Origin of the sequence: Micromonospora sp. WMMD964, assembly GCF_029581455.1 — a bacterium.
Taxonomy (GTDB): Bacteria; Actinomycetota; Actinomycetes; order Mycobacteriales; family Micromonosporaceae; genus Micromonospora.
Genome location: NZ_CP120860.1, coordinates 3,872,813 through 3,891,418, shown reverse-complemented (window position 1 = coordinate 3,891,418; position 18,606 = coordinate 3,872,813). Strand labels below are relative to the sequence as shown.

The window sequence follows — 18,606 nt, the reverse complement described above, 5'->3', positions numbered from 1 at the left end:
GCTTCGCCGCCCGCGTGACGACGGGAGTGCCATGCCCGTGTTCTCCACCCGACGCCTGCGCGCGGTCCGCAAGGCGGTGCTGGGCGTCGTCGGCCTGACCGGCTTCCTCGTCGTCTGGCAGCTGATCCCGACGCTGGGCCTGGTCGACCCGCTCTATCTGCCGTACGTGACGGACGTGCTGGCCCGACTGTTCGAGCAGCTCGTCGACCTCGCGTTCTGGCGGCGGCTGGGCAGCACCATGACGTCCTGGGCGATCGGTCTGACGGTGGCGACGCTCGCCGCGGTCGTCCTCGGGACCGTCGTCGGGTTGGTGCCGTTCCTGCGGCGCGCCACCCACACGGCCGTCGAGTTCCTGCGCCCGATCCCGTCGGTCGCCCTCATCCCGCTCGCCGTGCTGCTGTTCGGCATCCAGATGGAGGCCGCCCTCGTCATCATCATCTACGCGTCGTTCTGGCAGGTGTTCGTGCAGGTGATCTACGGTGTCGCCGACGTCGACGCGGTGGCCCGGGACACCGCCCGCAGTTTCGGTCTGACCCGACGGGAGCAGTTGTCGCACCTCGTCCTGCCGACCACCCTGCCGTACCTCATGACGGGTCTGCGGCTCGCGGCGGCGGTCGCGCTCATCCTGGCCATCACCGCGGAGATGGTGATCGGCAACCCCGGCCTCGGGCGCATGATCGAGCTGTCCCGCTCGGCCGGAGACGCCGACGGCCTGTACGCGCTGGTCGTGGTCACCGGCCTGCTCGGGCTCGGGGTGAATCTCGTCTTCCGGTTCGTCGAGCGTCGGGTGCTGTCCTGGCACCAGTCCGTACGAGGAGAGGAGGTGCGGTGACCGCGTACACCGGTCGGATCGCCGCCACGACGCGCGGCCGCACCGTCGGGGCCCGGGTCGCGACGAGCGTCCTCCACACCCTGGGGCTGCCGACGCTGCTCCTGGTGCTGTGGGGTGTGGTGGCGACGAGGGCGACGAGCCAGTTCTTCCCCGACCCGTTGACGATCGCCGAGGCCTTCGGGGAGACCTGGGTCGGGCCGTCGTTCGTCGCGGACGTGCTGCCGAGCCTCGCCCGGCTCGGTCTCGGTGTCGCCGTGTCGATCGTGCTGGGCATCGCCGCCGGCACCGTCATCGGCCTGACCCACTGGTTGCGTGAACTGCTCGAACCGCTGCTGGAGTTCCTCCGGGCCATCCCACCGCCGGTGCTGATTCCGGTGGCCATGCTCCTGCTCGGGATCACCGACACCATGAAGGTGGTGGTGATCGTCTCCGGGGCGGTCTGGCCGATCCTGTTGAACACGATCGAGGGTGTCCGGGGCACCGACAGCGTCATGACGGAGACGGCCGACTCGTTCCAGGTGTCCTGGTGGGAGCGGCTCTGGTTCCTCGTGCTCCCGGCGGCCAGCCCACGGATCATGGCCGGGGTCCGGCAGGCCCTCTCGGTCGCGCTGATCCTGATGGTCATCTCCGAGATGTTCGCGTCGTCCTCCGGCCTCGGCTACCGGATCGCCTACTTCCAGCGCAACTACCTGATCGCGGAGATGTGGAGCGGCATCGTGCTGCTCGGTCTCGTCGGCGTCTTCCTCGCCGTAGCTTTCGGTCTCGTCGAACGGCGCGTGCTGCGCTGGTACCACGGAATCAGGGAGGTCAACCGTGCCTGATCGGAGCGCCCTGCTGCGGGTGGAGCACCTGCGGAAGGTCTACGAGTCCGCGACGGGCACCGTCGAGGCGATCGGGGACATCAGCTTCACGATGGAGGCCGGCGAGCTGGTCTGTATCGTCGGGCCGTCCGGCTGCGGCAAGACCACCCTCCTGAAGTGCCTCGCCGGCCTGCTGCGCCCCACCAGTGGCGTGGTGGAGATGGACGGCGCGCCGGTGACCGGACCCAGCCCGGCCATGGCCGTCGTGTTCCAGGAGTACGGTCGCAGCCTCTACCCCTGGCTGACGGTGCGCGGGAACGTCGAGCTTCCGCTGCGGCACAAGAAGCTCTCCCGGGCGCAACGACACAAGCTGGTCGCCGACGCGCTGGAGGCGGTGGGTCTCGCCCACGCCGCCCGGAGCCACCCGTGGCAGCTCTCCGGGGGGATGCAGCAGCGCGTGGCGATCGCGCGGGCGGTCGCCTACCAGCCGGATGTGCTGATCATGGACGAGCCGTTCGCGGCGGTGGACGCCCAGACGAGGGCCGACCTGGAGGACCTGGTCCGGGAGCTGCACGCCAGCCGGACCATCTCGGTCGTCTTCGTCACCCACGACATCGACGAGTCGGTGTATCTGGGCCAGCGGGTTCTAGTATTGTCCACGTCGCCGACCTGGGTCCAGGAGGACCTCGCGATCGACCTGCCGCCGGAGCGCGATCAGATCACGACCCGCGCTCTGCCCCGTTTCACGGAACTGCGGACGCACGTCTACGACCAGATCCAGCGGGCCAAGCGCGGGCAGGCTGAGGCCCCGCGATCCCCGCGGTGACCGGCGGCCAGGGCAACGAGTTCGCCGAAGGGAACCGCTGTGGGTAGTCGTCAGCCGAAGCAGTTGTTGCTCGCCTTCTTCGGCGAGCACGTCGTCGACGGCGTCACCGGCCCGATCCGGGCGAGCGTCCTGATCACCGTGTTGGAGGGTGCGGACGTCGCGGCGCCGGCCACCCGGGCGACCCTCGACCGTCTCGTGCACAGCGGCATCCTGGCCCGCAGCCGCAGTGGCCGGGAGACCCTGTTCTCGCTGACCGAGCACGGCGTCGCGGTGCTGCGCGAGGCGAAGCACCGGGTGCGCGGGCCGCGCCCGTTCGACCCGCAGGGCAGCGGGTGGACGCTCGTCACCTTCTCGATCCCGGAGGGTCAGCGGACGCTACGGCACCGCCTGCGCTCGACCCTCACCTGGGAGGGCTTCGCGCCGATCCGGGACGGGCTCTGGCTCGCGCCCGGCGAGGTCGACCTGGCCGGGTCGTTGGAGCCGCTGCGGCAGGATCTCGCGCCCAACACCGTCGTCGCCTTCCACGCCCGCGAACTCGCCGGGTTCCCGATCGGCGAGAGCGTGCGCGCGGCGTGGGACATCGAGGCGATCCGGCGCGCGCACCTCGCGTTCATCGAGGTGTGGGACGACCCGTCGGCGGCGACGATGGCGTCCAGCGCCCTGACCGTACGGACGATGCTGGTGGCGGACTGGCTCGCGCTGCTGCGCGCCGACCCGAGGCTGCCGGCCGAGTTCATGGACGCGGAGTGGCCCGCCACGCGATCGGTGGAGACCTACCGCCGGATGCACGAGAAGCTGGCCGCGGCGTCCGCGGCGGAGTTCGCCGACCTCGTCGCCGCCCGGCCCGCGACTAGGCGCCGAAACGGGTCCGCAGGTCGGCCTTCCGCACCTTCCCGGACGCCGTCCGCGGCAGCTCGTCCACGATGACGACGTTCTTCGGGAGTTTGTAGCGCGCGATCCTGCCGTCGAGGCACGCCCGGACGGTGTCGGTGTCCACCGCGGCCCCCTCCCGCACTGTCACGATCGCCCACGGCACCTCCCCCCAACGCTCGTCCGGGACCCCGATGACCGCCGCCGAGGTCACCCCGTCGACCTCGGTGAGGAGCTGTTCGAGTTCGAGGGGGTAGATGTTCTCACCCCCCGAAATGATCATGTCTTTCAGGCGGCCGGAGATGTAGAGGTAGCCGTCGGAGTCCAGGTAGCCCAGGTCGCCGGAGCGGAACCACCCGTCCGCGGTGAACGCCTCGGCCGTCGCCTCCGGAAGCCCGTGGTAGCCGGGGAAGACGTTGGGGCCGGTCACCTCGATCTCGCCGACAGCGCCGGTCGGCAACACCGCACCCGTCGCATCGGTGATCCGGACGTCGGTGAAGAAGTGCGGCAGACCGACGCTGCCCTGCTTGACGCGGGTCATCGTGGCGGGCAGCGCGGTCGCGCCCGGTGACGCCTCGGTCATGCCGTAACCCTGCGAGAACGACAGACCCCGCTGCTCGTACGCGTTGAGGATCCGGGCCGGCACGGCCGAACCGCCGCAGGTGAGCTTCGTCAGCGTCGACAGGTCGGTCGACGCCCAGGTGGGATGGTCGGCCATCAACTGGTACGTGGTCGGCACCCCGCTGAGCATGGTGACCCCGTGCCGCTCGATCTGCGCCAGCGCGCGGCCCGGCTCGAAGCCCTTCTCCACGACCATCGTGGCGCCCTTGAGGATGACCGGCAGCGCGCCCATCCCGAGCGAGGCGACGTGGAACAGCGGCGAGATCATGAGCGCGACATCGGTGGAGACGACGTCGTAGTCGACCACGCAGTTGAGCGCCACCCAGGTGAGGTTGCCGTGGGTCAGCACGGCACCCTTGGGCCGACCGGTCGTGCCCGACGTGTAGACGATCGCCGCCGGATCCCGGTGCGCGGTGTCGGTGTGGCCGGTGACCCCGGCGGCGCTGCGCGCCAGGTGAGCCAGCCCGGGGCGGTCCGCTGTGCCCTCGCCGGTGACGACGACGTGCGGGGTCCGGGCGGTCGACGCGGCGGCCGCGACCGGCACCGCGAAGTCCGGATCGTGGATCAGCACCAGCGCGTCGCAGTCCGCGAGCAGGTACGCGATCTCCGGTGCGGCGAGCCGGGTGTTGACCGGTACGAAGACGGCCCCCACCTGCGCCGCCCCGAACATCACCTGAAGGAACTCGGGGCTGTTCTCACCCAGGTAGGCGACGGAGTCACCCTTGTCGACGCCCCACTCCCGGAGCACCGCCGCGATCCGGTCCGCCGCGTCGGCGAACTCGCCGTACGTCAGTGTCGAGCCGTCGCCGTGGACGAGGGCGACCTTGTCCGGGGACTTGAGGCGGCGCTTGGCCAACCAGGCGCCGATTCCGTGCTGGTGCATCATCAGTCTCCCGGTGGTGGAGGTGGTGTGCTCACCCGGCTCGGCGGACGCCCCCGGGGTTCAGGCGTAGAACCGGTAGAGCCCGCGCGCGACGACCGCCGGCTTGGTCCCGCCCTCGATCTCGATGGTCTGGTCGACGGCGATCTGGTAGCCGCCGCGCACCTCGACGACCTCGACGACGGTCGCCCGCATGCGCACCCGCGCCCCGACCACGACCGGGGCGGGGAACCGCACCTTGTCGAGGCCGTAGTTGACCTTCGTGGTCACGCCCTTGACCTCCAACAGCTCCGTCCAGAAGGGGACGGCGAGGGAGAGGGTGAGGAAGCCGTGCGCGACCGGCGCGCCGAACGGGCCGGTCCTCGCCCGTTCGGGATCGACGTGGATCCACTGGTGGTCGTCCGTGGCGTCGGCGAACAGGTCCACCTGGTCCTGGGTGACCGTGCGGTACTCGGTGTGCCCGAGATCGGTGCCGGCGAAGTCGCCCAGCCGCTCGTAGGTGATAGTCGTCGTCATGGCGTTTCCTCTCGTCGTCACCGGGCGAGGCCCAGCAGGCGGGCCGCGTTGTCCTTGAGGATTCCCGGGAGCACGTCCGGCTTGAGGTCGGTCGTCTGCACGTCGCGCAGCCACCGGTCGGGGGTGAGCAGGGGGTAGTCGGTGCCGAAGAGCACCCGTCGCTTCAGCACCGAGTTGGCGTAGCGCACCAACTCCGCCGGGAAGTACTTCGGGCTCCAGCCGGACAGGTCGATCCAGGTGTTGTGTTTGTGCGTGGCGACCGACAACGCCTCGTCCTGCCAGGGCACCGACGGGTGGGCCATGATGATCTGCAGGTCGGGGAAGTCCGCCGCGATCGGGTCGAGCAGGATCGGATTGGACAGGCCGAGCCGCAGGCCGTAGCCGCCGGGGGTGCCCGCGCCGATGCCGGTCTGCCCGGTGTGGAACAACGCCGGGACGCCCGCGCGTTCGAGCAGGCCCCACAGCGGTGCGTACTCGTCGTGGCTCGGGTCGAAACCCTGCACGGTGGGGTGGAACTTGAAGCCGCGTACACCCTCGTCCTCGATCAGCCGGGTGGCGAGGTCGAGGGCCGCCTCACCGGTGCGCGGGTCGACCGAGCCGAACGGGATGAGCACGTCGGCGTGTTCGGCCGCCGCGCGGGCGATGTCGGCGCTCGACAGCGGCTGGTGCCTCAGCTGGGTACGCGCGTCCACCGTGAAGACGACCGCTGCCATGCGCCGCTCGCGGTAGTACCGCGCCACCTCACCGACCGCCGGTCGCGGGCCGTCCGTCCGGAAGTACGCCGACGCCGCCGCCACGAGAGGTTCCGGCAGTGAGGCGTGGCCGTGGTCGTCGACCTCGATGTGCACGTGCATGTCGATCGCCGTCACCGTGTCGAGGTCGATCGCGGGCTGGTACATGGGGTCAACCTTCGATCGGGCGGGTCAGGACGTCGCGGGCTCGAACTCCTCGGGGAGTTTCGGGAAGCGTTCGCCGACGCCCTGCGTCGCGCCGGCGAACGTCGTCGGCCAGGCGTCCACCAGCGCGTCGTACGTCCAGCCGCCCTCGCGGTACGCGGTCAACGCCGCCTCCGGGTGCGTCCAGATCTGCAGGCGGTCCCCACCGACGCCGATCACCTGCCCGGTCACCGAGGCCGCCGCGTCGGAGCCGAGGAACGCGACGAGCCCGGCCACGTCGTCCGCCGTGCCGAACCCCAGGTCGTGTCGGAAGAACGCGGGCATCGGCTCACCGTTCGCCTCGGCCCGTACCGCCGCCGCGAAGTAGGGGACGGTGGCGGTCATCGCGGTCGCGGCGACCGGGACGACGGTGTTGGCGGTGATACCGGCCCGTTCGAGTTCCAGCGCCCAGGTGCGGACCATGCCGACGATGCCGGCCTTGGCCGCCGCGTAGTTGGTCTGGCCGAAGGTGCCCCGCTGCCCGGTGGGTGACCCGACGCAGATGATCCGCCCGCCCGCACCGGCCTGCCGCATGTGCTGCACCGCCTCGCGCACGGTGGTGAAGGTGCCACGCAGGTGCACGTTGATGACGGTGTCGAAGTCGTCGTCACTCATCTTCCACAGCACGGTGTCGCGCAGGACGCCCGCGTTGGTGACGAGGATGTCCAGGCGCCCGAACTGCCCGACGGCGGTGCTGACGAGTTCCTTCGCGGTCTCGGTCGGACCGACGGGTGCGACGACCGCGACGGCCCGGCCGCCGGACGCCTGGATCGCCGTCACCGCGTCGGCCGTGGCGTCGGCGTCGACGTCGTTGACCACGACCGCCGCGCCGCGCCGCGCCAACTCCAGCGCGTAGGCGAGGCCCAGACCGCGCCCGGCCCCGGTGACGATGGCGACTTTGCCGTCCAGTGACATGAGCGCTCCCTGCCGTCGATGGTGGACCTCCGGGTACCACGCGCACCGGCAACGTAATGCAGAATTTGATCGGGCGTCAACGATCTGCAGTCTTTCCCAGTGCCCGGGAGAGCGCCCGGCCCGCCGCCCGCACCAGCGGGGCCAGCGCCACCGGGTCCGCCCGGTCGTGGGCGACCACCAGGGAGATCGCCGCCACCACGCCCTCCGGTACGCGGATCGGCGCGGCCACCGAGAGGGCGTCCATCGTGACCTGGCGGTCGCTGACCGCGTACCCGACCCGGCGTACCTCGGCGAGACAGCGGCGCAGCCGCCTCGGGTCGGTGACGGTCATCTCGGTGTACCGCTCCAACGGCGCGGCCAGCACCTGCTCCTGCACGTCGACCGGCGCGTGGGCGAGCAGCACCAGCCCGACTCCGGTGGCGTGCAACGCGAAGCGGCCGCCGACCCGGGTGAGCACGGGCACCGCGTGCCGCCCGGAGATCCGTTCGATGAAGACGAGTTCGAGGTCCTGCCGGACGGCGAGTTGGACGTTCTCGTGGGTCACCTCGTACAGGTCCTCCATGACCGGTAGCGCGAGCTCGCGCAACCCCAGCCCCCTCGGTGCGAGCGAACCCACCTCCCACAGGCGCAGGCCGATCCGGTACCGCCCGTCGTCGCCGCGCTCCAGCGCCCCCCACGCGACCAACTCCGCGGCCCGTCTGTGCACAGTGGGCACCGGCAACCCGGAGCGCCGGGCCAGCTCGCTCAGGGTCAGCGCCGGGGTGGTCGGGCTGAACGCGTCGAGCATCGCCAGCACCTTGCTCGTCACCGACCGTCCCGGTTGCGCGCGCACTCCGCCATCATCCCCGCCCGCGCCGGTCGGTCACAGCTCCAGCACGAGTCGGGGCGTACGGGCCCGGGACACGCAGATCATCATGGTGTCCCCGGCAGCCCGTTCCTGGGCGGTGAGCAGGCTGTCGCGGTGATCCGGCACCCCGTCGAGCACCGGCGTCTCACAGGTGCCGCAGGTGCCCTCCCGGCAGGACGAGAGGACCGACACGCCGGCCTCCTCGACCGCCTGCAGGATCGGCGTGCCCGGCGGCACGGTGACCGTCCGCCCGGAGAGCACCAGCTCGACCTCGATGGTCGTCTCCTGCCCGCCGGGGGCGGCCGACGGCGTGAAACGCTCGACGTGCAGTCGACCGGGCGGCCAGCCACGGCATTGCTCCTCGACCGCCGTGAGCAGTGGTTCCGGTCCGCAGCAGTAGACCAACTCGTCGGTCGGCCGACCCAGCAACCCGGTCAGGTCGAGCAACCCGGTCTCGTCCTGCGGACACAGGCTCACCCGGTCGCCGTACCTCTCCCGCAGGGTGGTGGCGAAGGCCATGGTGGCGCGGCTGCGGCCCCCGTACACCAGCCGCCAGTCGGCGCCCGCGGCGTCGGCGGCGGCGACCATCGGGACGATGGGTGTGATGCCGATGCCACCGGCGACGAAGAGGTATCGCCGGGCCGCGACCAGCCGGAAGGTGTTGCGGGGCTCGCGCACCCGGACGGTCGCGCCGACGGTGAGCCGCTCGTGCGCCAACCGGGAGCCGCCGCGCCCGTCCGGTTCGCGCTGCACGGCGATGCGCAGGACCGACCGGTCCGCCGGGTCGCCGCAGAGCGAGTACTGGCGGGTCAGCCCGGTGCCCAACTCCAGGTCGATGTGCGCGCCGGGCGTCCAGTCGGGCAGGTCACCACCGTCCGGCCGACCCAGGGTGATCGCGACGACCTCCGCCGCCACCTGCTCCCGGCGGGTGACCACCAGCTCCACGCCGGCCGACTCGTCCACCGTCACGCCGGCATCGCCAGCCGGGTCGGCGGTTCGGACGCGGGCACGGCCGCGCCCTGGTGGCCCTGCGGGTGGGCGAGCAGCCACTCCCACAGCTCGATCGGCTCCTCGGCGAGACGCTCCGCGCCGCAGTGACAGCTCCCCCGCAGGATGTCGGTGCCCGGCAACCAGTGGACCCGGTAGAGCCGCTCCCCGGCCCAATCACTCACCGCGGCGCTCCCACCGTCCCCGACCCGACCAGGCGGGCCAACAGCCGCCGGGCGGCCAGGCCCCCGGTGTCGATGTTGATGCTCAACTCCTGGTAGCGGTCCGGCTCGGCGGCGATCACCTGCTCCAGGATGTCGAGCGCCGTCACGTCCTGCATCACCACCGTGTGGTTGCTGTCGTGCAGGTACTCGCTGACCGACTCGTCGTCGATGGCGAAGTCGCGCGCCACGGCCCAGAAGTCGTAGGTGGTGTGCTCGGTCGACGGGGTGATCGCGTACACGATCTCGGCGTGGAAGGCTTTGTCGTCCTCGCCCTCGGCGGGCGGATAGACGCCCTGCGGCGCGATCCGGCTGTGCAGGAGGTAGAGGCAGGGCGGGTGGTACTCGATGTCCTGCCACCGGGTGATCCGACCCTGGATCCCGGTCGAGCGCGCGTAGAACGGTGGACACGCGGCGTCGTCCATGTGCCGGCTGACGTAGACGATGCCCCGGTCCTCGTCCACGGTGGTGGTGATCGGGGTGTCCGCCACCTCCGGCGTGCCGATGTAGCCGCCATGCAGGTACGTCTCATGGGACAGGTCCATCAGGTTATCCACCAGCAGGCCGTACCGCGCGTTCAGCGGGGCCATGCCCCGCACCACCGCGTAGCGGGGGTCCGCCAGCCAGGGCGCGCGGGGAATCGTCGTCGGGTCGGCCCGGTCCAGGTCGCCGATCCAGACCCAGACGAAGGAGTCCTGTTCCACCACCGGGAACGAGACGACCCGGGCGGTGCGCGGGATGCGCTGCTGACCGGGTACGAAGACGCACGCGCCGGTCGGGTCGTAGGTGAAGCCGTGGTATCCGCAGACGATCGTGTCGCCGTCGAGCCGGCTCTCGGACAGCGGGAAGCGCCGGTGCACGCACCGGTCGGCGAGGGCGACCGCCTGTCCGGCGCCGGTGCGGTACAGCACCATCGGCTCGCCGAGCACCGTACGGGCGAGCAGGTCCCGACCGACCTCACCGGCGTAGGCCGCCACATACCACTGGTTACGAGCGAATGCCATGCGATCGACCCTCCAGCCAGACGAACGTCGATGGAGTCGAATCATCCCGCGCGGCCTCCGCAGCGGAGGCCGAAGCTTTCACTGAGTGAAAACCTCGGCGTTCCGGGGGTGGCTGCCGTGCCGTCGGCGCGGCAGCCACCCTCACGTCACCTGTTCTGCTTCTCCTGGCACGGGACGCAGAAGCGGGCATGCGGGAGCACGTCGAGCCGCTCGGCCGGGATGCTCTTGTGGCACCTCTCGCAGAGTCCGTAGGTGCCGTCGCTGATCCGGCCCAGCGCACCGGTGATCTGCTCGATGTTGTGGCGGGTGGCGGCCAGCAGCGCGGCCTGGTTGTGCGCCTCGCCCGGGTCGCCGGTGTCCGCGTTGAGCTCGGTCAGTTCCCGGAGCCGGGCCGTCTGTGTGGCGAAATCATCCGCCAGCGACGCGCGCAGGTCAGCCAGCCAACCCTGGTCGACAGTTCGATGATCGAGGCTCATGGCCTGCCTTTCCGAAGAAGGGGTGAAAAAAGAAAAGGGCCGAAGCTCGAATGGCTTCGCCCTGGCGGTCGTTCTGGGTGCAACGATTCCGCCGGGGGGTCTCGACCGGTTCGCGCCGGGCTGGACACCCGGTGGGTGAACGCGATGCGAGGCGCGCGGACGACCGGGACCCGCAGGTCGGCCGTCAGGCGGGCCGCCGTCGACATCCGGGCGGCACCGGTCGCCGCCACCTCGGTGACGGCAGGCGAGCGGAGAGTCACCGGCGGCATGCCCTCCACCATAGGGCGATCGTCAGCCGAATACCAATGCCGTCGACCCTCGCCCCGGTCACGACCTCCTCAGCGACCAGAGGTCCAGGGCCACGCCGTGCCGGTCGGTCGACAGCAACTCCCGGCTCGCGCGGCCGGCCCCGTGCCGTGGTGCCACCTGCTCCTCCGTCACGGCGGTCAGGCCGGCGGGCAGGCGTCCGCCGGGCTCAGGCCGGACACCGCGTTCAGGTCGATGGTCCGCTCACCGTGTGGGGTCTTGAGGACGAGCGTGCCGGCACCCACCCGGACGACGGTGCCGCAGACGGTCTCGCCGGTCACGACCACCCGCACCCGCTGCGCTTCCTTGGCCGGCCCGTACCAGGTGACCGCCACCGCGGCGATCAGCAGAGCCGAGCACGCCGCGAACGCCCCGATGCCATCGCGCAGAGCCCGCTGGGCACGGACGGCCTCGTCGTGGTCGGCGGCGATCCGGGACCGCACCACGGCGCGTTCGACCACCTCGGGCAGCCCGTGCGCCGCGCGCAGCAGCCGCATCGCCGCGTACGCGCCGGCCAGCAGGGAGGCCAACAGGAGCACCCCGACGAGGACGGCCCAGGGACTCGCCAACCCGCTGATGTCCGCGCGGCCCTTGACGAGGCTGAAACCGAGCACCCCGGCGAGCAGGGCGCCGAGCCCGTTGCGCCAGGCGAGGGCGGCAGTCCGTACGCGTGGGAGTTCCTCGCGGTAGAGGCGCTGGAGCGCCTGGGCGTTCTGCCGGCCGGGTCGACGGGTCGGCGCGGGCCCGGTCACGAGTCCAGCGGCAGGTCCCAGAACGCCCCACAGCCGAGGTAGTCGACCGGGCGTCCTGGATGGTCCTGCTCACACGTACAGCACATCTCCTCGACCGGTCGGGCCACCGTCGGGGCGGGGGCCCTCCGCGCTCGCCATCCTTTGACCACGCTCGTGGTTATCAGGTATTCCATGGCGTGCCCGCAGCGCGGGCACGGCCCGCTGAGCACGACCGTGCCGTCGGCGGTGGTCTCTCGCAGGAAGGCCGCGGCGGCCTGCCCGAAGTCGTCCTCACTGGCTTCGAGGTAACGCATGTCGGTCTCCTCGGCAGTCGACAAGGAGTTTCCCTTCACGGCCCGGTGTGGGTGAACGGTGTCCAGACACTCGGCTGGTCGGCGGCGGTGTCGCGAAGTGCGCGCGTCGCCCGGTGCAACGCGTGGGCGCTGCGGTGCGGATACAGGCGTCCGTCGCTGATTATCTCCTCGTAGAGCGCGCGGAACAACCGGGTGGTGTGGTCGCTGTCGTACACCGACCACAGGGTGCCGATGACGTGCCGGTATCCGGTGTAGTGCAGCGCGGCCGAGAGGCTTATCGCCTCGTCGAGCAGATTGACGCCGCCGGTGGCGGTCTTGCAGGCGGAGAGCCCGACGAAGTCCGCGTGATACTGCCCGGCGGCGATGTCGGTGACCGTCAGCGTGCCGTCGGCCAGCACCAGTCCGGCGCGGGACGGGTCGCGGAGATCCTGGATGCCGTGGCAGCTGAAGTGCGCCCACCGGTGACCCACGAGCTGTGCCCGGATGGCGTCACGCGTCGCGGCCGACCCGGTCAGCTCGGTGAGCCGGTCGGCGGGGAGCAGCTCCGCCAGGGTCGTCAGCTCGTCCGCCACCCCGCCGAGCGGCGCCTGCCCTTCGGCGTCGCTGACGCCGACCGCCAGCATGCGGTGTGCGCCGGGGGTGGGGGCGAGCGGGCGGCGTGCCTCGCGCAGAGCGCGCAGCGTCGGCGTGTAGGACGACACGACCCGATCGATGACGGTACGCCCGGGTCGGTCGCCGGAGGTGTGATGCCCGGCCGCGTGCAGCGGCAACAGCGTCATCGGACCGGTGGGACACCACCAGATCCTCGGCCACGGTGCTCCGGACGGCGGTGTCTCGCGCAGGCCCAGCTCGTCGAGCACCGGGCCGGCCGCGACATCCCAGAGCCAGGCGAGCAGATCGGTGAGCATCGCCTCCGTCGCCCTCAGCGCCGTCGACATCGTCCGCTCGGCCCGCTGCACGGCTTGACGTCCTCTCATGCCGCCGTCGCCGGGCCGGTGCTCGCGGAGCGCGTCGAGGTCGCCGGCGGCCCGCTCGGCGTCGCGGAGGGTGCCCAAGTAGCTGTTGGTCCAGTCGGCCGCGCTCTGCGCGGTCAACTCGGGCAACGGTAGTGCCGTCACGCCGGTGTGCCGGACGATGAACGCGTCACAGCGCCACTGGCTGACGTTGACGACGACCACCGGCCCCTCCGTGGGCGGGGGCAGCAGCGTGTCCAGGTCGGGAGGTTCGAGGAAGTCGGCGAGGTCGGGCAGCTCACGCACCTCGTCGACGAGCCGGTCCCACTCGCGCGCCAACGCCATACGCCGGTCGGTCGCGGACGTGGTGTCGTGCCAGGGCTGGACCATCTGCTGCGGCACCGTCCCGTGGTCGGATGAACGATACGGCTCACCAGCGTAGTGATTCGAGCAGTGAAGATTGACCGGGAGAACTGCCGACAACATGACAACGGAGGGTGCGAGTGTCCGACGTCGAGCGACTCCTGGCGGCGGTTCGCAGCCGCGTTCACGCCTTCGACCTCGGTGACCCTGCTCAGGTGCTGGACGAGGAGGCGTTGTCCGAGGTGGACCGCCTGCTGCGCGATACCGACGCGGCGACCCGGTTCGAGGCGGTCCGGGCGGCGGCCTGGTTGCACTGGTGCCGCTACCTCGCCCTGCCGGCGGACGGCGAGCAGCCGGACCTCCGCCGGGCGATCGAGCTGTTCCTGCAGGTCGCCCGCGTCGACCTGCGGGCCCTGCCCGGGCCGCTGTTGCGGAAGGTGCTGGGCACCGACGGCGTCGCCGACTCCGCGCCGAAGGCGGGGACCACCCGTGACCTGATCCGGCAGGCACGGCGTACCGGCGACCCGGTGGTGTTGGAGGAGGCGCTCAGGCAGGTCATCGAGGGTGCGCGCGACTCCGACCCGGCCGCCGCGCCCCTGGCGGACCTCGACGAGGCCATCCTGGTGGGCAGGGAGACGATCGGCGTCATCGCGCACGATCACCCGTACCGGTCCTTGGTCATCGGCCGGCTGGCGAGCGCCATCCAGGTCCGGTACCGGCGGACGGGCCTGACCGCGGACCTCGACGACGCCATCGCCTTCGGCCGGATGGGGCTGCCCGCGAGCATGTCCCCCTCGTCGTACGTCGTCCACCTGGCGAACCTGGCGGGCGCGCTGGTGCACCGGTACGACCTGGCCGGGGTCAGGGCGGATCTCGACGAGGCCATCACGCTGAGCCGTCGGTCGGTGGCCCATCAGCCGGAGGGCCACCCCGACGCGGCTGCCCTCTGGAACCTCCTCAGCGGGGCGTTGTGCCGCCGCGCCCAGCGTGACGGCGACGCCGCCGACCTCGACGAGGCCGTCGAGATGTGCCGGCTGGCGGTCGCGGCGGCCGCCCACCCGGCGATGTACCTGTCCAACCTGGGCGGGCAGCTACGGCTGCGGTACGCCCGGCGCCGCAGAGACGCCGACCTCGACGAGTCCGTCGACGTCGGGCGGCGGGCGTTGGCATCCGGCCCGACGAATGCTCCCGATCGCGCCGGCTACCTGATGAACCTCGCCGGGGCGCTGCGGCTGCGTTCCGCCGGGACGGGCGATGACGCCACCCTTGACGAGGCGATCGCGCTGGCCCGGCAGGCGGTCGCGGCGACAGCCGTCGAGAGCCCCGAGCGTGCCGACCGGTTGACACTGCTCGGCACCGTCCTGCACGACCGGTACGAGTCGTCCGGCGACGACGCCGACGTCGACGACGCGGTGGACGCCTGGTCCGCGGCGCGGGCTTCGGTCACCGCCCCGGCGGCGACGCGGCTCCGAGCGGCCATCCGCGCCGCGCGAGCCGTCGCCGAACGGGACGGCCCGTCCGCCGCCGTCGGCGCGTACAGCGCGGCGGTGGGGCTGCTGCCGTTGCTCGCCTGGCGCGGCATCGACCCCGACGACCAGCAGTTCCTCATCGAGTCGCACGCCGCCGGCCTCGCCTGTGACGCCGCTGCCGGCGCCGCCACCACCGGCGCCGTCAGCGTGGGCATCGAACTGCTCGAACAGGGGCGCGCCGTCGCGTGGTCCCAGATGCTGGACCTTCGTGGCGACCTCTCGCCCGTCCACCGGGCCTCGCCGGACCTGGCCGAACGCCTCGTCGCCTGCCGCCGGGCACTCGAGCAGCCATTCCACACCGCGCGCGGCGCAGGGCGGTGACGGCGACGGCGCATCCCGTCGCCGTCCACGAGCGGTTCAGCTCTGGATGGAGAAGGTGGCGACGACCCCGTTGTGGTCGGACTTCGTGCCGCCGACGATGTCGTATCCGGTCATCCACATGAGCTGGTATTCCGGCAGCCGCTTCCAGAAGTAGACGTAGTCGATGTGCCGGTTGCCGTGCGTCCCGGTGCCCTTCTCGCCGTAGAGGTTGTAGGTGGAGCGCAGATTCGGCAGCTCGTTGGCCTCGAAGACCTTCCACGGGAACTTCGCGTACCCGTAGCTCCGGTCGGCGCTGAAGTCCACGTTGAGGTCGCCGCTGACGATGACCTGACCCTCGGCCTGCTTGGCGACCGCCAGGTCCCTGAGGTGCTGGAACTGCGCCTCGGCGCACCTGGTGCGCGGCAGGTCCTCCGGTCGGCCGGCGGCCTCGATGCCCGCCACGGCGTGGGCGTTGATGTGGGTCACGGCTCGGCCGCTGGCCTTGTGCCGGTACCTGACCCAGTTGTCGTACCGCGCGGGCGGCACCTCACCGGGACCGTTGGTGTCACAGACGAAGACCGAGCCCTTGTCGAGTACGTCGAACATGCTCTTCTTGGCGATCAGCGCCTCACCGGCCTGGTTGGTTCCACCCGGCGCGTACAGCCACCAGCCGTTGTTCGCGGCCCAGTTCTCCAGGAAAGCCTTGCGGTTGCCGACCTCGTTGAGGCCGACGACGTCCGCCGTCGACGCGATCAGGTTCAGGTCGTGGACGAAGTCCGCCTGGCTCAGCCCGTTGTAGATGTTCAGGGTCGCCGCCCTGAAGGCCACGGTCGCCGCGGCCGCCGGTGCGGCCGGCAGCAGGGCCGCCACCAGCGTCACCGCAGTCGTCAAAGCCCCCAGGGCCCGAGCGGACCAGACTGTCGTCTTGCGCATCGACTCTCCTTCGCACACGGACCGCCGTCGATGGCGGCCCGACGCACCCTATCGATCCGAGTCGACGCGACACCGAACATCAGGGAACAGGAGATCGACGAGACCGCGCCGACCGGCCTGGTCACCCGTCCCCTGAGACGGCGAGCCGCCCCGGGCGGAGTCGACACCCGGGGCGGTGGCCGGCGGTCGCCGGCTGTGGAACGTGACGATCGACGTCAGCAGCCGAGCCGTTTGGTCGAGAGGGCGATGTCGTCGATCCACAGGTCGAACGCGCCGGGTGTGGTCCCGCCCTGGTAGAGCTGCCAGCCGACCTTCACGGTGTCGACCGTCGGCAGGACGAAGGGCACGTCGTTGCCTCCGTGGTCGGTGGTGGAGGCGGTCAGTTCCGGGTTCGCCACGCCGTCGATCCACACCGCGACGCGGTTGTCGGTCGGGTCGAGTTTCCACTCGAAGCACTGCCAGGTGTCCTCGGTGACCGGGGCGGACTCCCGCCAGTTGGTCCAGTCCCCGGTCGGGCCGCCGTCGGCACCCACACCCCAGAAGATCCCGGGGACGGTGGGCGCGTACTGGCCGCCGATCGGGCGGACGACCTCGGAACTGCCCGTGCCGGTCGCCTCGACGAGCGTGAAGTGCGCCCAGTCGGGGGCGGTGGGGAAGGCGTCGACACGCAGTCGCATCCGGCCGTAGAAGCGGTTACCGGGAGCGGCGAAGTCGTCGACGCGCAGGAACGCACGCCCGTTGTCGACGGTGTGGATGTGCAGCACCTGGTTGCCGCGTCGGCCACGCTCCACGGTGAGCGTGCCGTTGCGGGTGTCGACGCCCCAGTCCAACGTGCTGGCACCCCCCGGAGGGAGCCGCTCGAAGTCTTCGCAGAAGAGCAGGCCACGGGTGGCGCACGAGCGGTGGGAGGCACCCGACGCGCCCGCCGGGACACTGCCGGCGGTCGTGCCGAGGATCAGGGCGGCGGTGAACACCGCAAGGTAACGGCGCATGGTCATCCTTCGTGAGATCGGATCCCTGCCGAGCGGGCAGGAACGGGAACCGTTCTTCCGAACACGGCGCTCGCTGCCCGCCTCGTCACCGGTGGACGCGCCGGCCCGACGCATCGGACGTTCCGGCGGGACGGAGGTCGTGGCGGGTCACGTACGGCGGACGCCTGCCCGTCTTCGTGGAGATGGCCCGGCGATGCCGCGTACGCCGCCGACGTGGCGGGTTTCCGGCACCGCTCTGCTCCCGTGTCGGCCGTTGCCCAGCACGGTTGCCCCCGTGCTGCGGCCCGGGTCATTCCAGCACACCGGCAACCGCCCCGGCAACATCGACTCCCGTCGCTGTCCGACGGTTCCTGCCGGAGGGCACCCCGGCGGGCGTCCGCCTCGGGCGCACCGACGGGGTTTGCCCGCGTCCAGGCCGGGGCAGTGATCAGCCCGACGAGAATTCGGTGGGAGGACAACGACAATGGAAATCGCCGGCTTTTTCAGCGCGATCATCATCGGCCTGATCATCGGCGTGCTGGGACGCCTGATCCTGCCGGGTAAGCAGAACCTGTCGTTCCTGGTGACGCTCGCGGTCGGCGTTGTCGCCGCGATCGTCGGCACGCTGGTCGCCGGGGCTCTCGGCGTGGACGACACCGCAGGGATCGACTGGATCGAACTGGGCCTGCAACTCGCCTTCGCCGTGGCCGGCGTCGCGATCCTCGACCGCACCTACGGCCGCCGCACGCACTAGCAATCACCGCCGCCGCGGGCCCGTCCACACCGCCTGGACGGGCCCGCTTCGCGCTGTCCGCGACCTGTGACCTGCGAACCGGGAAGGACTTGACGCGCCGACATCCATCACGCATCGTCAATCAGGCATCGATGGTCTCGGATGTATTGACACGGGGAGAACCGATGAAGGGCTTCATCACCACCGTCTCGGCTGCGGCCCTGCTACTCCTGGCCACGGGCAGCGCGTCGCACGGCCGACCGGCAGCCGACGCGCCCTGCGCCGGGCAGATCCACGCCAACCCCGGGTTCGAGCGCGGCACCACCGACTGGACCGCCGGCCCCCGGATCGTCGTGTTCGGCGACACGACCCGACCCGCGCACACCGGCCGCGCGTACGCCACCTTCGCCGGGCTGGACGTGACGCGCAGCGACCTGCTGCGCACCACCGTCACGGTGCCCGCCGACTGCGACCTGACCGTCCGCTTCTGGGTCCGCACGACCACCACGGAGACCAGCCGCGGGGATTACCTGAACGTCGGACTGGCCGTCACCGGGATACCCCCGAAGACGCGGTTCTCGCTGGCCTTCGACGGCGGGGCGCAGTGGCGGCAATACACCATGTCTAGCGGCACGGCGACCACCGAACGCACCGCGACGGTCAGCTTCCTCGCCAGCGAGACGGCCGGCAACGGCGTCACCACCTTCGACGTGGACGACGTGACCTTCACGCTGGGCTGACCA

The 18,606-nt window shown here is 71.3% G+C and carries 21 protein-coding genes; 7 read left to right on the top strand and 14 right to left on the bottom strand.

Annotated elements, in window-relative coordinates; genetic code table 11:
• The first annotated feature begins 31 nt into the window (after window positions 1-31).
• From O7616_RS17810 to O7616_RS17795, 4 genes are read left to right on the top strand one after another with little or no spacing between them, the layout of a single operon-like run.
• On the top strand, window positions 32-832 hold the full coding sequence (locus O7616_RS17810) for an ABC transporter permease (RefSeq protein WP_282303031.1): 801 nt from the start codon (window positions 32-34) through the stop codon (window positions 830-832).
• Window positions 829-1,653: an ABC transporter permease gene (locus O7616_RS17805; protein WP_282303030.1), complete on the top strand. Its 825-nt coding sequence runs from the start codon at window positions 829-831 to the stop codon at window positions 1,651-1,653. The genes O7616_RS17810 and O7616_RS17805 overlap by 4 nt, the downstream gene beginning before the upstream one ends.
• Complete coding sequence (locus O7616_RS17800) at window positions 1,646-2,458, top strand: ABC transporter ATP-binding protein (protein WP_282303029.1); 813 nt, start codon at window positions 1,646-1,648, stop codon at window positions 2,456-2,458. The genes O7616_RS17805 and O7616_RS17800 overlap by 8 nt, the downstream gene beginning before the upstream one ends.
• A 39-nt stretch (window positions 2,459-2,497) precedes the next feature.
• Window positions 2,498-3,385, top strand: coding sequence for a PaaX family transcriptional regulator C-terminal domain-containing protein (locus tag O7616_RS17795; RefSeq protein ID WP_282303028.1), 888 nt, complete (start codon window positions 2,498-2,500; stop codon window positions 3,383-3,385).
• Here O7616_RS17795 and O7616_RS17790 read toward each other — a convergent pair.
• The 12 genes from O7616_RS17790 to O7616_RS17735 form a co-directional block, all read right to left on the bottom strand.
• On the bottom strand, window positions 3,309-4,832 hold the full coding sequence (locus tag O7616_RS17790; protein ID WP_282303027.1) for a long-chain fatty acid--CoA ligase: 1,524 nt from the start codon (window positions 4,830-4,832) through the stop codon (window positions 3,309-3,311). The genes O7616_RS17795 and O7616_RS17790 overlap by 77 nt on opposite strands.
• 60 nt (window positions 4,833-4,892) lie before the next feature.
• A complete protein-coding gene (locus O7616_RS17785; protein ID WP_282260309.1) occupies window positions 4,893-5,345 on the bottom strand; it encodes a MaoC family dehydratase in 453 nt (150 codons plus the stop codon).
• 17 nt (window positions 5,346-5,362) lie between these two features.
• Window positions 5,363-6,244 carry an amidohydrolase family protein gene (locus tag O7616_RS17780; protein WP_282303026.1) on the bottom strand — a complete coding sequence of 294 codons (882 nt, stop codon included), beginning with the start codon at window positions 6,242-6,244 and terminating at the stop codon, window positions 5,363-5,365.
• 24 nt (window positions 6,245-6,268) lie between these two features.
• Window positions 6,269-7,195: an SDR family NAD(P)-dependent oxidoreductase gene (locus O7616_RS17775; RefSeq protein ID WP_282303025.1), complete on the bottom strand. Its 927-nt coding sequence runs from the start codon at window positions 7,193-7,195 to the stop codon at window positions 6,269-6,271.
• 76 nt (window positions 7,196-7,271) lie between these two features.
• Complete coding sequence (locus O7616_RS17770; RefSeq protein ID WP_282303024.1) at window positions 7,272-8,003, bottom strand: IclR family transcriptional regulator; 732 nt, start codon at window positions 8,001-8,003, stop codon at window positions 7,272-7,274.
• Between the two features lie 54 nt (window positions 8,004-8,057).
• The gene (locus tag O7616_RS17765; protein ID WP_348773821.1) at window positions 8,058-9,011 is read right to left on the bottom strand and encodes a PDR/VanB family oxidoreductase; all 954 of its coding nucleotides are present in this window, start codon (window positions 9,009-9,011) and stop codon (window positions 8,058-8,060) included.
• Complete coding sequence (locus O7616_RS17760) at window positions 9,008-9,214, bottom strand: hypothetical protein (protein ID WP_282303023.1); 207 nt, start codon at window positions 9,212-9,214, stop codon at window positions 9,008-9,010. The genes O7616_RS17765 and O7616_RS17760 overlap by 4 nt, the downstream gene beginning before the upstream one ends.
• Complete coding sequence (locus tag O7616_RS17755) at window positions 9,211-10,254, bottom strand: aromatic ring-hydroxylating dioxygenase subunit alpha (protein ID WP_282303022.1); 1,044 nt, start codon at window positions 10,252-10,254, stop codon at window positions 9,211-9,213. The genes O7616_RS17760 and O7616_RS17755 overlap by 4 nt, the downstream gene beginning before the upstream one ends.
• A 146-nt stretch (window positions 10,255-10,400) precedes the next feature.
• Window positions 10,401-10,730, bottom strand: a complete 330-nt coding sequence (locus O7616_RS17750) for a TraR/DksA C4-type zinc finger protein (RefSeq protein ID WP_282303021.1) — start codon at window positions 10,728-10,730, stop codon at window positions 10,401-10,403.
• Window positions 10,731-11,176: 446 nt separating this feature from the next.
• Window positions 11,177-11,788 (bottom strand): hypothetical protein, encoded by a 612-nt coding sequence (locus tag O7616_RS17745; protein WP_282303019.1) that lies wholly within the window; start codon window positions 11,786-11,788, stop codon window positions 11,177-11,179.
• On the bottom strand, window positions 11,785-12,081 hold the full coding sequence (locus O7616_RS17740) for a hypothetical protein (RefSeq protein ID WP_282303018.1): 297 nt from the start codon (window positions 12,079-12,081) through the stop codon (window positions 11,785-11,787). Before O7616_RS17740 ends, O7616_RS17745 begins: the two co-directional genes overlap by 4 nt.
• Before the next feature lie 35 nt (window positions 12,082-12,116).
• On the bottom strand, window positions 12,117-13,436 hold the full coding sequence (locus O7616_RS17735; RefSeq protein WP_282303017.1) for a CHAT domain-containing protein: 1,320 nt from the start codon (window positions 13,434-13,436) through the stop codon (window positions 12,117-12,119).
• 101 nt (window positions 13,437-13,537) lie between these two features.
• On the opposite strand from O7616_RS17735, the gene O7616_RS17730 reads away from it, so the two are divergent.
• Entirely contained in the window at window positions 13,538-15,247 is a 1,710-nt protein-coding gene (locus tag O7616_RS17730) for a hypothetical protein (protein WP_282303016.1), read from the top strand.
• 36 nt (window positions 15,248-15,283) lie between these two features.
• Here the strand turns inward: O7616_RS17730 and O7616_RS17725 are convergent, their stop codons facing one another.
• Together O7616_RS17725 and O7616_RS17720 are read right to left on the bottom strand one after the other, a co-directional pair.
• Complete coding sequence (locus O7616_RS17725) at window positions 15,284-16,159, bottom strand: endonuclease/exonuclease/phosphatase family protein (protein WP_282303015.1); 876 nt, start codon at window positions 16,157-16,159, stop codon at window positions 15,284-15,286.
• A gap of 215 nt (window positions 16,160-16,374) precedes the next feature.
• The gene (locus O7616_RS17720; RefSeq protein WP_282303014.1) at window positions 16,375-17,151 is read right to left on the bottom strand and encodes a hypothetical protein; all 777 of its coding nucleotides are present in this window, start codon (window positions 17,149-17,151) and stop codon (window positions 16,375-16,377) included.
• Window positions 17,152-17,614: 463 nt separating this feature from the next.
• On the opposite strand from O7616_RS17720, the gene O7616_RS17715 reads away from it, so the two are divergent.
• Both O7616_RS17715 and O7616_RS17710 read left to right on the top strand, forming a co-directional pair.
• The gene (locus O7616_RS17715) at window positions 17,615-17,884 is read left to right on the top strand and encodes a GlsB/YeaQ/YmgE family stress response membrane protein (protein ID WP_282260328.1); all 270 of its coding nucleotides are present in this window, start codon (window positions 17,615-17,617) and stop codon (window positions 17,882-17,884) included.
• A gap of 164 nt (window positions 17,885-18,048) precedes the next feature.
• The gene (locus O7616_RS17710) at window positions 18,049-18,603 is read left to right on the top strand and encodes a hypothetical protein (RefSeq protein WP_282303013.1); all 555 of its coding nucleotides are present in this window, start codon (window positions 18,049-18,051) and stop codon (window positions 18,601-18,603) included.
• Window positions 18,604-18,606: the final 3 nt, after the last annotated feature.